The organism is Variovorax sp. J31P179 (assembly GCF_030316985.1).
Lineage (GTDB): Bacteria > Pseudomonadota > Gammaproteobacteria > Burkholderiales > Burkholderiaceae_C > Variovorax > Variovorax ginsengisoli_B.
Window position 1 is genome coordinate 22,545 of the sequence record NZ_JASZYL010000008.1, and the last position, 13,116, is coordinate 35,660.

Consider the following 13,116-nt stretch of genomic DNA (forward strand, 5'->3'; position numbering starts at 1 on the left):
TCCGCGGTATTCCTGGAATGTCCCTTGCATTGAGTGCGGGCGGTTGACCGCTTTGCATACCGGAACAAATTGATCATGCGTCCCTTCCTTCGATTTCTCAGCGCCACGGCAGTTGCCTTCGCTGCTGCTCAAGCCACAGCCGCGGACCTCAAGGTCGGCTTCATCAGCTCGCTCTCGGGGCCGGTGTCGGCGCTCGGCATTCCCTACGAGAAGGGCATCCGCGCCGCGATCGCCGAGCACCCGGCGCTGGCCGGCCACAAGGTCGAGCTGATCGTGCTCGACGATGCCTCCGATCCGACCACCGCCGGGCGCAATGCGCGCAAGCTGGTGGTCGAGGACAAGGTCGACGTGCTGATCGGCACCTCGGGCGTGCCCGGCGCAATGGCGATCGCGGCGGTGGCGCGCGAGCTCAACACGCCGCTGATCTCGCCGACCCCGGTCACCATTCCCGGGCCCGAGGGCGCATGGACCGTGACCGTGTCGCAGCCCTTCCCGCTGATGGTCGCGGCGGTGGTCGATCGCATGAAGAAGTCGGGCGTGAAGACGGTCGCCTTCATCGGCTTTTCGGACGCGCTCGGCGACCTCGCCTACGACTCGCTCATGAAGAGCGCCGAGGCGGCCGGCATCAAGGTGGTGGCCAACGAGCGCTATGCGCGCAGCGATTCCTCGGTCGCCGGCCAGGTGCTCAAGATCATCTCGACCCGCCCCGACGCGGTGTTCGCGGGCAACTCCGGCACGCCCGGCGCGCTGCCCTACCTGGCGCTGGCCGAGCGCGGCTACAAAGGACAGATCTACGGCACGCACGGCCTGATCAACGCCGACTTCGTGCGCGTCGGCGGCGCCTCCATCGAAGGTCTCCAGGTGCCGAGCGGCCCGGTGCTGGTGGCCGATCAACTGCCCGACAGCAACCCGATCAAGAAGGTCTCGATGGCCTTCCGCAGCGCCTACCAGAAGGCCAATGGATCGGCGCCGAACGACGCCTTCTCGTCCTACACCTACGACGCCTACCTGCTGCTGGCCGACGCGGCGTCGCGCACCAAGGGCGAGCCCGGCACGCCGGCCTATCGCACGGCCCTGCGCGATGCGATCGTCAGCACCAAGGAGCTTGCCGGCACCCACGGCATCTACAACTTCAAGCCCGACAATCGCTACGGCTCCGACCAGCGCGCGGTGGTGATCGTGCGCAGCGAGAAGGGCCAGTGGAAGCTGGTTCCATAGATGAACTATCGCGACCGGCCCGATGCGATTGCCGCGCTCGTCCAGGACGATCGCGTGCATCGCGACCTGTACCTGAGCGAGGAGCTGTTCGCGCTCGAGCAGGAGCGCCTCTTTGCCCGCACATGGCTCTACGCGGGCCATGCGAGCCAGGTGCCGAACAGCGGCGACTTCTGGTCGCTGGAGCTGGCCGGCCGGCCCGTGATGATGGTGCGGCAGGCCGATGGCGCGGTGCGCGTGTTCTACAACCGCTGCGCCCACAAGGGCAGCCGGCTGGTCACCGACGAGTGCGGCAACACCGGCAAGTTCTTTCGCTGCCCCTATCACGCCTGGACCTACAAGCTCGACGGCGCGCCGCTCGCGATCCCGCTCAAGAGCGGCTATGAAGGCACGCGGCTGAAAGAGTGCGAGTCGGGGCAGGGCCTGACCGAACTGAAGCACACGGCTGTGTACCGCGACTTCGTTTTCGTGCGGCTGTCCGACGAGGGGCCGGGCTTCGAGGAATTCTTCGGCGAGGTGGTGGGCGCGATCGACAACATGGTCGACCGCTCGCCCGAGGGCCGGCTCGCTGTCGGCGGCGGCGTGCTGCGCAACATCATCCACTGCAACTGGAAGATGTACCTCGAGAACATCAACGACACGGTGCATCCGATGTCGACCCACGAGTCGGCCACGCAGGCGGCCGATGCGCTGTGGCAGGGCCGCGCGCCCGATACGCCCAAGCCGATGGCGATGGAGCAGATCCTGCCCTTCGGCTCGGGCTACGACTTCTTCGACAAGATGGGCGGACGGGTGTTCGCCAACGGTCACAGCGTGCTGGGCGTCAACTTCAGCATCCACTCCAACTACGCCCAGCTGCCCGACTACGAGCAGGCGATGCGCGATGCGCACGGCGCCGAGCGCGCCGTCGAGATCCTGCAGCGCTCGCCGCAGAACTCGGTGTTCTTCCCCAGCCTGTCGGTCAAGGGTTCGCCGCAGGCGATCCGCGTGATCCGGCCGCTGGCCGCCAACCGGACGCTGATCGAGGCCTGGAGCTTCCGCGCCGCCGGCGCGCCCGACCTGCTGTTCGAGCGCGCAATGAACTACAACCGGCTGGTCTTCTCGCCGATGTCGGTGGTGGCCCACGACGACGTGCACCTGTTCGAGAGCATGCAGCAGGGCCTGCGCGCCGATGGCAACGAGTGGGTCAGCCTGCACCGCGATTTCGATCCCTCGGAACTGCAGCAGTCGACGATCACGACCAACGGCACCAACGAACTGCTGATGCGCAATCAGTTCCGCGCCTGGGCCCGGTACATGGCGGCTGCCGCATGACGACGCCGGAAGACTTCGTGGCGGCCGAGGCCGCCTTGCTCGACGCCGGCCATTTCGACGACTGGCTGGCCCTGTTCACCGAGGACGGCCACTACTGGGTGCCGCTGCAGGGCGCGGCGCAGGCCGACCCCTACTCCCACAACTCGATCGCCTACGAGGACCGGCTGTTGCTGCAGCTGCGCATCGAGCGTCTCAAGAACCCGCGCGCCCATTCGCAGCATCCGGCGAGCCGGTGCCAGCACGTGCTGCAGCGTTCCCGCATCGAGAGCGACGACGCCGAAGGCGGCGAGCTGGTGCTGCGCACCCCCTTCCTCTATGTCGAGGCCCGCGGCGAGCAGCAGCTGATGCTCGCCGGCAGCTATCGCCATCTGCTGGTGCGCACGGCCTCCGGCTGGGCGATCCGGCAGAAGCGGGTCGACCTTCTCAATGCCGGGCAGGCGCTGCCGGCCATCCAGTTGTTCATCTGAGCGATCCGCTCATTTCATTTCCACCCACCAGGAGCCCACGACATGAAGAGCTTGATGCAGACCTTGACCCGCAGCGCGCTGGCGGCCGCGCTGGGCGTCGGCCTCACGGCGACGGCGATCGCCGCCGACCTCAAGGTCGGCCTGAGCGTGTCGCTCTCCGGCCCCAACTCCTCGCTCGGCGTGCCATACGCCAAGGGCATGCAGGCCGCACTGGCCTACAAGCCCGAGGTCAACGGCCGCAAGATCCAGCTGATCGTGCTGGACGACGGCTCCGATCCGACCACCGCCGGGCGCAACGCGCGCAAGCTGGTCGAGGAGGACAAGGTCGACGTGCTGATGGGCACCTCGGGCGTGCCGGCCGCGATCGCGATGGCGCAGGTGGGCCGCGATGCCAAGGTGCCGATGATCGGGCTGACGCCGATCCAGCTCGATGCGGCCGAGAACCCGTGGGTCTTCACGGTCGCCCAGCCGACCCAGCTCATGATCGACGCGGTGGTCCAGCGCATGAAGAAGGACGGCGTCAAGACGGTCGGCTACATCGGCTTCTCCGACGCCTGGGGCGACCTGGTCTACAACGCGCTGATGAAGTCGGCCCCCGAGGCCGGGATCAAGGTGCTCGGCAACGAGCGCTATGCGCGCGCCGACGCTTCGGTCACCGGCCAGGTGCTCAAGCTGGTGGCGATGAAGCCCGACGCCGTGATGACCGGCGGCGCCGGCACGCCGGGTGCGCTGCCCTTCCTGGCGCTGACCGAGCGCGGCTTCAAGGGGCCGGTGTATGGCCAGCACGGCCTGATCAACCCCGACTTCGTGCGGGTCGTCGGCGCCTCCGGACAGAACGCGCTGATGCCCACCGGCCCGGTGATCGTCGCCGAGCAGCTGCCCGAGGGCTACCCGACCAAGAAGATCGCGATGGACTTCCGCGCCGCCTTCCAGAAGGTCAACAACGCGCCGACCAGCGATGCCTTCTCGGCCTACTCCTTCGACGGCTGGCTGGTCTTCACCGATGCCGCCGCGCGCGCCAAGGGCGAGCCCGGCACGCCCGAGTTCCGGCTGTCGCTGCGCGACGCGATCGCCAGCACGAAGGAAGTGGTGGGCACGCATGGGGTCTACAACTTCAAGCCAGGCAATCTGTATGGCGTCGACGAGCGCGCGCGCGTGATCGTCAAGCTCGACAACGGCCAATGGAAATTGGCGCCATGAGAAAGGCTGAGAGTGGTGCGGACATAGGCCGGCGCCGGGCCGCCCCAAGGCGGCCTGCGGCCCCCTCGGGGGGCAGCGACCCACACGCAGTGGGGGAGCGTGGGGGCAACATTTTTCGAAGGGCATTTCAATGACATGGGACGTGGCGCTCATCCTGGGCATCGACGGGCTCGCCAATGGCGCGGTCTATCTGCTCGCGGGGCTCGGGCTGGTGCTGATCTTTTCCGTCACGCGAGTGGTCTTCGTGCCCTTCGGCGACATCGCGGCCTTTGCCGCGCTGACCCTGGCGGCCTTCGAGACCGGCCGCCTGCCGCCGACCATCGGACTGGTGATGGTGCTGGCCGCACTGGCCACGCTGACCGAAGTCGGCAGCCTGCTGCGGCGCGGCGAAGGGCGCAAGGTGCCGAAGGCGATCCTGGCCTGGGGCGTGCTGCCGCTGCTGCCCTGCCTGCTGGCCTGGGCCACCTCGCGGCCCGGCATGCCGGCGGCGGTGCAGATCGCGGTCACGGTGCTGCTGGTGGTGCCGATCGCGCCGCTGCTGGCGCGCGTGGTGTTCCAGCCGATCGCCGATGCGTCGGTGCTGGTGCTGCTGATCGTCTCGCTGGCGCTGCACTTCCTGCTGTCGGGCCTGGGCCTGCTGTTCTTCGGGCCTGAGGGCTCGCGCACCCAGCCGCTCGCCAGTGGCAGCATCGCGCTCGGCGACGGCTTCTCGGTCAGCGGCCAGGTGGTGCTGATGGTCGGGGCGGCGATCGTTCTGAGCGGCCTGTTCTTCCTGGTGTTCGAGCGCACGGTGGCGGGCAAGGCGCTGCGCGCCACCGCCGTCAACCGGGTCGGTGCGCGGCTGGTCGGCATCCGGCCGGCGCGCACCGCCTTGCTGGCCTACGGCAGCGCCTCGTTGCTGGCCGGCCTGATCGGGGTGCTGATCGCACCCGTCACCACCATGTACTACGACTCCGGCTTCATCATCGGCCTCAAGGCCTTCGTGGCCGCGATCATCGGCGGCCTCGTGAGCTACCCGATGACCGCCATCGGCGCGCTCGCGGTCGGCGTGGTCGAGAGCTTCGCCTCGTTCTGGAGCGGCGCGCTCAAGGACGTGATCGTCTTCAGCCTGCTGATCCCGGTGCTGATGCTGCGCTCCTTCATGAGCGTGCATTCGGAAGAGGAAGAAGACGAGGTGGACCAATGAGCCTCCTTCGCAACCGCAACTTCTGGATCGGCGTGATCGTCGTCGCATTGGCCATCGCGCCGATGCTGGCCGGCAACTTCACGGTCTCGCTGCTCAACGACATCGGCATCGGCGCGCTGGTCGCGCTGGGCCTGGTGCTGCTGACCGGCATCGGCGGCGCCACCTCCTTCGGGCAGGCGGCCTTCGTCGGCATCGCGGCCTATGCGACCGCCTGGCTCACCACCACGCAGGGCATGTCGCCCTGGATCGGCCTTCTGTTCGCGCTGCTGCTGACCGGCCTTTCCGCGCTGGCCATCGGCATGCTGACCCTGCGCCTGGGCGGCCACTTCCTGCCGCTCAGCACCATCGCCTGGGGGCTGTCGATCGCGATGCTGTTCGGCAACGTCGATGCGCTGGGGCGCCACACCGGGCTGTCGAACATCCCGCCGCTGCGCATCGGCGGCTGGTCGCTGGCCGACCCGCGCGCCATCTACTACCTGATCTGGGTGCTGGTCGGGCTGGCCTTCCTGTTCAGCCAGAACCTGCTGCAGTCGCGGCCGGGCCGCGCGATCCGCAGCCTGCGCGGCGGCGCCACGCTGCTGGCCAGCGTCGGCGCCGACGCCTACCGCGTGCGGCTCACGCTGTTCGTGACGGCGGCGCTGTTCGCGGGCCTGGCGGGCTGGCTCTATGCCCACATGAACCGCTTCGTGAGCCCGTCGCCCTTCGACGTCCGCGCCAGCATCGAATACCTGCTGATGGCGGTGGCCGGCGGTCTCGGGCAGCTTGCGGGCGCCTTGGTCGGTTCGGCCCTGGTGCTGGTGCTCAAGAACGGCTTGCAGGACGTGCTGCCGATGCTCACGCAGCGCGCCGGCCAGCTCGAGGCGGTGGCCTTCGCGGCGCTGTTCATCCTGCTGCTGCATTTCGCGCGCGGCGGCCTGATGGGCTTCGTGCGGCGCTGGACCCGCGGCCGCTTCAGCGCGGCGCCGGCGCAGGCGTCGGCGACGCCGGTCGAGCCGCTCGCGCACCGCACGCTGCCCGATCGCGGCTCGCCGATCCTGACGGTGACCGGGGCGGTCAAGCGCTTCGGCGGGCTGGTGGCGGTCAACGACGTGAGCTTCGACGTCAAGGCGGGCGAGATCGTCGGCCTGATCGGACCCAACGGCGCCGGCAAGTCGACGATGTTCAACCTGCTGACCTGCACCTTGCCGATGACCGCGGGCCAGGTGCGCTTCCTCGGCCAGGACATCGCCGGCCTGCCGCAGCGCACGGTGGCGCGCCTGGGTCTGGCGCGCACCTTCCAGCACGTGAAGCTGCGCCCGCACATGAGCCTGCTCGACAACGTGGCGCTCGGCGCCCACTCCCGCACCAACGCCGGCGTGCTGAAGGCCGGCCTGCGGCTCGACCGCGCCGAGGAGCGCCAGATCCTGCAGGAGGCGCAGCGGCAGCTCGACCGCATCGGCCTCGGCGACCGGGCGCATGAGCTCGCAGGCAGCCTGCCGCTGGGCACCCAGCGCATCCTCGAGATTGCGCGGGCGCTGGCGGCCGACCCGGTGCTGCTGGTGCTCGACGAGCCCGCCGCCGGCCTGCGGCGCAAGGAGAAGATGGCGCTCGGCGAGCTGCTGCGCAAGCTGCGCGAGGACGGCGTGACGATCCTGATCGTCGAACATGACATGGATTTCGTGATGAAACTGGTGGACCGGCTGGTGGTGATGAACTTCGGCTCCAAGCTGGTCGAGGGCGTGCCCTCGGCGGTGCGGGCCGACGAACGGGTGCAGGCGGCGTATCTGGGGAGCGTCGTATGAGCGGCTCGACCATGCTTGAAATCGGCGACCTGCACGTGTCCTACGGCCAGGTCGACGCGGTGCGCGGCGTCACGCTGAAGCTCGAGCACGGCCAGATCATCTCGGTGATCGGCCCCAACGGCGCCGGCAAGACCACCTTGCTGGCCGCCGCGATGGGCCTGCTGCCGAGCAAGGGCATCCTGAAGTTCGAGGGCGAGGACCTGCACGGGCTCGATGTCGAGGCGCGGGTCGAGCGCGGCCTGTGCCTGGTGCCCGAGAAGCGCGAGCTGTTCGGTGAGCTCAGCGTGCTCGACAACCTGCAGCTCGGGGCCTACTCCAAGCGGCTGGCGAGCGCTGCGCTCAAGCGCCAGCTGCAGCAGGTCTACGAGCGCTTTCCCCGGCTGGCGGAGCGGCGCTCGCAGCGCGCCGACACGCTGTCGGGCGGCGAGCGCCAGATGCTCGCGGTCGGCCGGGCGCTGATGTCGGCGCCGCGCCTGCTGATGCTCGACGAACCGAGCCTGGGCCTGGCGCCGCTGATCGTGCGCGACATCCTGGCCATCGTGCGCAAGCTGCGCGACGACGGCGTGTCGATCCTGCTGGTCGAGCAGAACGCGCGCGCCGCGCTCGAGAGCTCCGACCACGGCTATGTGCTGGAGACCGGAGAGATCGCGCTGTCGGGGCCCTCGGAGCAGCTGGAGAGCGATCCGCGCGTGCAGGCCACCTACCTCGGCGGAGGCACCCACGATGACGATTGAGCCGCGCCAGCTGCCGGCGGCGCAGCGCACCCTGCCTGCGATGCTGCAGCGGCAAGCGGCCGAGTTCGGGCAGCGGCCCCTGCTCAGGGTCGCGGGCCGCAGCTGGTCGCATGCCGATGCGGCCGCGGCCGCCGCCATCCGCGCCGGGGCGCTGGCGCAATGCGGCGTGACGCGCGGCGACCGCGTGGCGCTCATGAGCGGCAACCGCATCGAGTTCGTCGAAGCCTTCCTCGGCGCCGGCTGGCTCGGCGCCGTGGCGGTGCCGGTCAACACCGCGTCGATGGGCCCCCAGCTCGAATACTTCCTGGCCAACAGCGAGGCCAGGCTGCTGGTGATCGAGGCCGATCTGCTCCAAAGGCTGCACACCGCCGACCTGGCGCGCACGGCGTTGCAGACGATCTGGGTCATCGGCGAAGCGACCGGCAGCTGGCAGCCTCCCGAAGGTATCCGCCTGGTGCCCTGGCCGGCAGGCGCCGAGGCGATCGCGCCGGCCGCGGTCCAGCCCGGCGACCCGCTCGCCATCCTCTACACCTCGGGCACCAGCGGCCCGGCCAAGGGCGTGGTCTGCCCGCATGCCCAGTATTTCTGGTGGGGCGTGAACAGCGCCGAGGTGCTCGGCGTCGGCGCCGACGACGTGCTGTGCACCACCTTGCCGCTGTTCCACATCAATGCGCTCAACACCTTCTCGCAGGCCGCGCTCACGGGCGCCGAGGTGGTGTTCGAGTCGCGCTTCTCGGCCTCGGGCTTCTGGCCTTCGATGCGGGCCAGCGGCGCCACCGTGGTCTACCTGCTCGGCGCGATGGTGCCGATCCTGCTGGCCCAGCCCGAAGGGCCCGGCGAGCGCGAGCACCGCGTGCGCACCGGGCTCGGCCCCGGCGTGCCGGCGGCGGCCGGGCAGGCCTTCTTCGCACGCACCGGCGTGCGGCTGCTCGAAGGCTACGGCTCGACCGAGACCAATTTCGCGATCGCCACCGCCCCCGATTCGCCGCGCAGCGGCGTCATGGGCTGGTTGCGGCCGGGCTTCCAGGCCCGGGTCGCCGATGCCGACGATGCCGAGCTGCCAGCGGGCGAGGCCGGCGAGCTGCTGCTGCGCGCCGACGAGCCCTACGCCTTCGCGAGCGGCTACTTCAACATGCCCGAGAAGACGGTCGAGGCCTGGCGCAACCTGTGGTTCCATACCGGCGACCGCGTGCTGCGCGAGGCCGACGGCGCCTTCCGCTTCGTCGATCGCATCAAGGACGCGATCCGCCGCCGCGGCGAGAACATCTCCTCCTTCGAGGTCGAGCAGGTGCTGCTGAGCCATCCGGCGGTCGCTGCCTGCGCGGTCTATCCGGTGGGCTCCGAACTGGCCGAGGACGAGGTGATGGCCGCGCTGGTGGCGCGGAGCGGCAGCGTGATCGAGCCGGCCGAACTCATGCGATTCTGCGAGTCGCGCCTGCCGTACTTCGCGGTGCCGCGCTATGTCGACCTGCTCGACGACCTGCCGCGCACCGAGAACGGCAAGGTGCAGAAGTACAAGCTGCGCGAGCGCGGCGTGTCGGCCGCCACCTGGGACCGCGGGCCGGGCACCCCACGCGCCAAGGGCTGAAGCGATGTTCTCCCTCGACGGGCAAGCGGCGTTCGTGACGGGTGCGGGGCAGGGCCTGGGAGCCGCGATCGCGCTGGGGCTGGCGCAGGCGGGTGCCGGCGTGATGCTGACCGATGTCGACGCTCCAGCCGTCGAGGCGGTGGCGGCGGGCCTTCGCGACGCTGGCCACCGCTGCATCGCGATGGCGCTCGATGTCCGCGACGAGGCCGCGTTCGAACGCAGCTTCGAGGCCGCCGTGCAGCACTTCGGCGCCATCGACCTGATGGTCAACAACGCCGCGCTGACGCCCTCGACCTCGCTCTGGGACATCACGGCCGGCGAATGGGACGAGGTGATGGCGGTGAACCTGCGCGGCAGCTTCTTCGGCTGCCGCATCGCCGGACGCCACATGCGCGAGCGCGGTGCGGGCCGCATCGTCAACCTGACGTCGATCGCCGGCCAGCAGGCCAGCGCGGCGAGCGGCGCCCACTACGCGGCCTCGAAGGCCGGGCTGATCGCGCTGACCCGCTCGTTCGCGCAGGCACTGGCGGCCGATGGCGTCACGGTCAATGCGCTGGCGCCGGCGGCGATCCGCAGCCCCTTGCTCGACGCCATGGCGCCGGAGCGGCAGCAGGCGCTGCTTCGCGGCATCCCGCTCGGCCGCTTCGGCGAGGCGCAGGAAGTGGCGGCAGCCGTGGTCTACCTGGCCTCGGCGGCCGGGGCCTTCGTCACGGGCACGACGCTCGATCTCAATGGCGGCCGGTTGATGCGCTGAGCCCCAGAAAAAGCACCCGTGGTTAAAATGTTTAGTTGTCAACGGTTTTGCTAGCCATGAAAAATTCACTGAATGGGCGCCACGCGGTCGTGACCGGCGCGGCTCGTGGAATCGGCGCCGAGATCGCGCGCACCCTGGCGGCCGAGGGCGCCCGTGTCACGCTGCTCGGCCGCGACAGCGCCGCGCTGGAGCGCGTGCGCAGCGAACTGGCGGGCAGCGGGCACGGGGTGGCCGCGGTCGATGTCGCCGATGCCGAATCAGTGCGCGCGGCCTTCGAGGCCTTGCGCGCGGCGTCGGGCCCGGTCGAGATCCTGGTCAACAACGCCGGCCAGGCCGAGAGCGCGCCTTTCCTCAAGACCTCGGTCGAGCTCTGGCAGCGCATGCTCGGCGTCAACCTCACGGGCAGCTTCCTCTGCGCGCAGGCGGCGCTGCCCGACATGCTCGATGCCGGCTGGGGCCGCATCGTCAACATCGCCAGCACCGCGGGCCAGAAGGGCTATGCCTACGTCGCTGCCTACACCGCGGCCAAGCACGGCGTGATCGGGCTCACGCGCTCGCTGGCGCTCGAGGTGGCGCGCAAGGGCGTCACGGTCAACGCGGTCTGCCCCGGCTACACCGACACCGACATCCTGCGCAACAGCGTCGCCAACGTGGTCGGCAAGACCGGCCGCAGCGAAGCCGATGCGCTGGCCGAGTTCGCGGTCGTCAATCCGCAGCGCCGCATCGTGCAGCCGGCCGAGGTGGCCGATGCGGTGCGCTGGCTCTGCGGCGAGGCTGCGGCCTCGGTCACCGGCCAGTCGATCTCGGTGTCGGGGGGAGAAGTCACGTGATCGACAGCACCAACGACCCGTCGCACGCGGCGCTCAGCGACGCCGAGGAACTGGGCCACGAGGCCCGCGCCGGCAACGACGACCACGCCGTGCTGAAGCTCTGGCTGCGCATGCTGGCCAGCACGACGCAGATCGAGGCCGAGATCCGCAAGCGGCTGCGCGAGCGCTTCGACATCACGCTGGCGCGCTTCGACTACATGGCCCAGCTCTACCGCTACAAGGACGGGCTCAAGATGCGCGTGCTGTCGCGCTACCTGATGGTCACCGGCGGCAACGTGACCGGGCTCACCGACGAACTCGAGCGCGAGGGCGTGGTCTCGCGCACCGCCAGCCCCGACGACCGCCGGGCCTGGATCGTGAGCCTCACGCCCAAGGGCCGGCGCAGCTTCGAGGCCATGGCCAGCGAGCACGAGCAGTGGATCCTCGAGATGTTCTCGGGGCTCGACATGAAGACCGTGAAGCAGCTGCACAGCCAGCTGGGCCAGTTGCGCGTGCACGTGATGCGCAACGAGGCCGGCGGCGAGGAGCCGGCGTGAGCGATGCCGCCGCCGCAGCGTTCCGCCGTGAACGGCTGATCCGCTTCTCGGACTGCGACCCGGCGGGCATCGTCTTCTATCCGCAGTACTTCGTGATGTTCAACGGCCTGGTCGAAGACTGGGTCAATGCGATGGGCGTGGGCTACCAGCGGCTGATCGTCGAGCAGCGCATCGGCCTGCCGACCGTGCGGGTCGAGGCCGATTTCCGCGCCGTGAGCCGCTTCGGCGACAGCGTGACCTTGGCGCTCGTGGTCGAGCGCCTCGGCACGCGCTCGCTGACCCTGGCGCTGCAGTGCGTGGGCGCCGACGGCGAACTGCGCATGCAAATGCGGCAGGTGCTGGTGACGACCTCGCTCGAGACGCATCGCGCGCTCGAGATCCCCGCGGCGCTGCGCGATGCGATCCTGCGCGGCGTGCCCGACGAGGGCTGACAGCCCTCGCTCAGGCCGCGAGGCCGTTCATGAGCCCGGTGCGCGGGTGGCAGTTGATGTACTCGTAGCTCTGCTCGTCCATCTTCAGCACCGACACCTCGTGGTACACGCGCAGCTGCAGCTCGAAGTTGAGCTCCTGCACATAGCGCATGAAGCTGCCGAAGATCGCCACGTGCGTGGGATGCGACTCGGCCCAGCGCTCCATGTCGGCCAGCGAGCGCCAGAAGCTCAGGCCGAAGGACTTCTGCAGCGGCGCGCCCCTGGCGTCGAGGTGGTGCATGTAGCGGTTGCTGTAGCAGCCGATCGCGAGGCCCTGGTCGCGCAGGAAGTCCATGCCCTCGCGCAAGGTCGGCTCCATGTCCTCGAGGTAGAGGGTGCGCTCCTTGCCGGTGGTGTCGGTCCATTCCTGGCCCGAGCGGATCATCGCCACGTTGGGGTGGCCCGCGATGCGCACGCGCTGGCCCGGCGCGGGCGTGGCCGGGATCGCGCTGCGGCTTCCCGATGCCACCATCGCATCGGTCTGCGACAACGGGATCCGGTCGCGCATCGAACCCCAGTAGCCGTGCTCCCGGATCTCGCCGCTGACCCCGCCGCCCATCACGACACCCACGCCCTCGAAGCGGTCGGGCGTGCTGAACATGGTCTCGTAGTGCTCGGCCCGCGGCGAGGCGATCTCGCGGAAGTAGCCCAGTCCGTCGTCGAGCCGCGCCGGCGAGCGCCACCAGTCGTCGATCTCGGGCGTGGCGCACCAGCGTCCGAAGGCGGCCGGGTCGCTCCAGTAGGCGATCGCGATCATGTTGTCGCAGCCCTCGGCGTCGACGAAGTGGGCCAGGTCGTGGTGGCCCGGCCCGTCGGCGAGTCCGAAGCTTTGCGCGATCTTCATCAGGGCGGCGCAGGCGCGGCCCTGGAGCTCGGGCCCGCGCGACTGCACGCCGAAGTAGCCCATCACCACCTGGCCCACGCCGGCGGCTGCGCGAGCCGACCAGACGGGGTAGGGCGGCGTGTAGTCGTCCTCCACCCGGCGGTGCCGGGTGCGCGGACATTTCAGGTGTTCGGCAATGGCGGATTCCATGGCGCTTC

General features: G+C 69.7%; 13 protein-coding genes. 12 read left to right on the forward strand and 1 reads right to left on the reverse strand.

Annotation, left to right across the window (positions count from 1 at the left end; translation table 11 throughout):
- Positions 1-75 precede the first annotated feature (75 nt).
- The 12 genes from QTI17_RS21090 to QTI17_RS21145 all read left to right on the forward strand — a co-directional run bounded on the left by QTI17_RS21090 (position 76) and on the right by QTI17_RS21145 (position 12,036).
- A complete protein-coding gene (locus QTI17_RS21090; RefSeq protein ID WP_286535401.1) occupies positions 76-1,218 on the forward strand; it encodes an ABC transporter substrate-binding protein in 1,143 nt (380 codons plus the stop codon).
- Positions 1,219-2,529, forward strand: a complete 1,311-nt coding sequence (locus QTI17_RS21095) for an aromatic ring-hydroxylating dioxygenase subunit alpha (RefSeq protein WP_286535403.1) — start codon at positions 1,219-1,221, stop codon at positions 2,527-2,529.
- The gene (locus tag QTI17_RS21100) at positions 2,526-2,996 is read left to right on the forward strand and encodes an aromatic-ring-hydroxylating dioxygenase subunit beta (RefSeq protein ID WP_286535405.1); all 471 of its coding nucleotides are present in this window, start codon (positions 2,526-2,528) and stop codon (positions 2,994-2,996) included. The genes QTI17_RS21095 and QTI17_RS21100 overlap by 4 nt, the downstream gene beginning before the upstream one ends.
- 42 nt (positions 2,997-3,038) lie before the next feature.
- Complete coding sequence (locus QTI17_RS21105) at positions 3,039-4,196, forward strand: ABC transporter substrate-binding protein (protein WP_286535406.1); 1,158 nt, start codon at positions 3,039-3,041, stop codon at positions 4,194-4,196.
- A gap of 130 nt (positions 4,197-4,326) precedes the next feature.
- Positions 4,327-5,382, forward strand: coding sequence for a branched-chain amino acid ABC transporter permease (locus QTI17_RS21110; RefSeq protein ID WP_286526745.1), 1,056 nt, complete (start codon positions 4,327-4,329; stop codon positions 5,380-5,382).
- Positions 5,379-7,163: a branched-chain amino acid ABC transporter ATP-binding protein/permease gene (locus tag QTI17_RS21115; RefSeq protein ID WP_286535408.1), complete on the forward strand. Its 1,785-nt coding sequence runs from the start codon at positions 5,379-5,381 to the stop codon at positions 7,161-7,163. Before QTI17_RS21110 ends, QTI17_RS21115 begins: the two co-directional genes overlap by 4 nt.
- Positions 7,160-7,897, forward strand: a complete 738-nt coding sequence (locus tag QTI17_RS21120) for an ABC transporter ATP-binding protein (protein ID WP_286535410.1) — start codon at positions 7,160-7,162, stop codon at positions 7,895-7,897. The genes QTI17_RS21115 and QTI17_RS21120 overlap by 4 nt, the downstream gene beginning before the upstream one ends.
- The gene (locus tag QTI17_RS21125) at positions 7,887-9,485 is read left to right on the forward strand and encodes an ATP-dependent acyl-CoA ligase (RefSeq protein WP_286535412.1); all 1,599 of its coding nucleotides are present in this window, start codon (positions 7,887-7,889) and stop codon (positions 9,483-9,485) included. Before QTI17_RS21120 ends, QTI17_RS21125 begins: the two co-directional genes overlap by 11 nt.
- Before the next feature lie 4 nt (positions 9,486-9,489).
- Complete coding sequence (locus tag QTI17_RS21130; RefSeq protein WP_286535413.1) at positions 9,490-10,239, forward strand: SDR family NAD(P)-dependent oxidoreductase; 750 nt, start codon at positions 9,490-9,492, stop codon at positions 10,237-10,239.
- A 56-nt stretch (positions 10,240-10,295) separates the two neighbouring features.
- The gene (locus QTI17_RS21135) at positions 10,296-11,069 is read left to right on the forward strand and encodes an SDR family NAD(P)-dependent oxidoreductase (protein ID WP_286535414.1); all 774 of its coding nucleotides are present in this window, start codon (positions 10,296-10,298) and stop codon (positions 11,067-11,069) included.
- Positions 11,069-11,605 (forward strand): MarR family winged helix-turn-helix transcriptional regulator, encoded by a 537-nt coding sequence (locus QTI17_RS21140; protein ID WP_286535699.1) that lies wholly within the window; start codon positions 11,069-11,071, stop codon positions 11,603-11,605. The genes QTI17_RS21135 and QTI17_RS21140 overlap by 1 nt, the downstream gene beginning before the upstream one ends.
- The gene (locus tag QTI17_RS21145; RefSeq protein WP_286535415.1) at positions 11,602-12,036 is read left to right on the forward strand and encodes an acyl-CoA thioesterase; all 435 of its coding nucleotides are present in this window, start codon (positions 11,602-11,604) and stop codon (positions 12,034-12,036) included. Before QTI17_RS21140 ends, QTI17_RS21145 begins: the two co-directional genes overlap by 4 nt.
- Positions 12,037-12,046: 10 nt before the next feature.
- Here the strand turns inward: QTI17_RS21145 and QTI17_RS21150 are convergent, their stop codons facing one another.
- Complete coding sequence (locus QTI17_RS21150; protein WP_286535417.1) at positions 12,047-13,108, reverse strand: phenylacetaldoxime dehydratase family protein; 1,062 nt, start codon at positions 13,106-13,108, stop codon at positions 12,047-12,049.
- Positions 13,109-13,116: the final 8 nt, after the last annotated feature.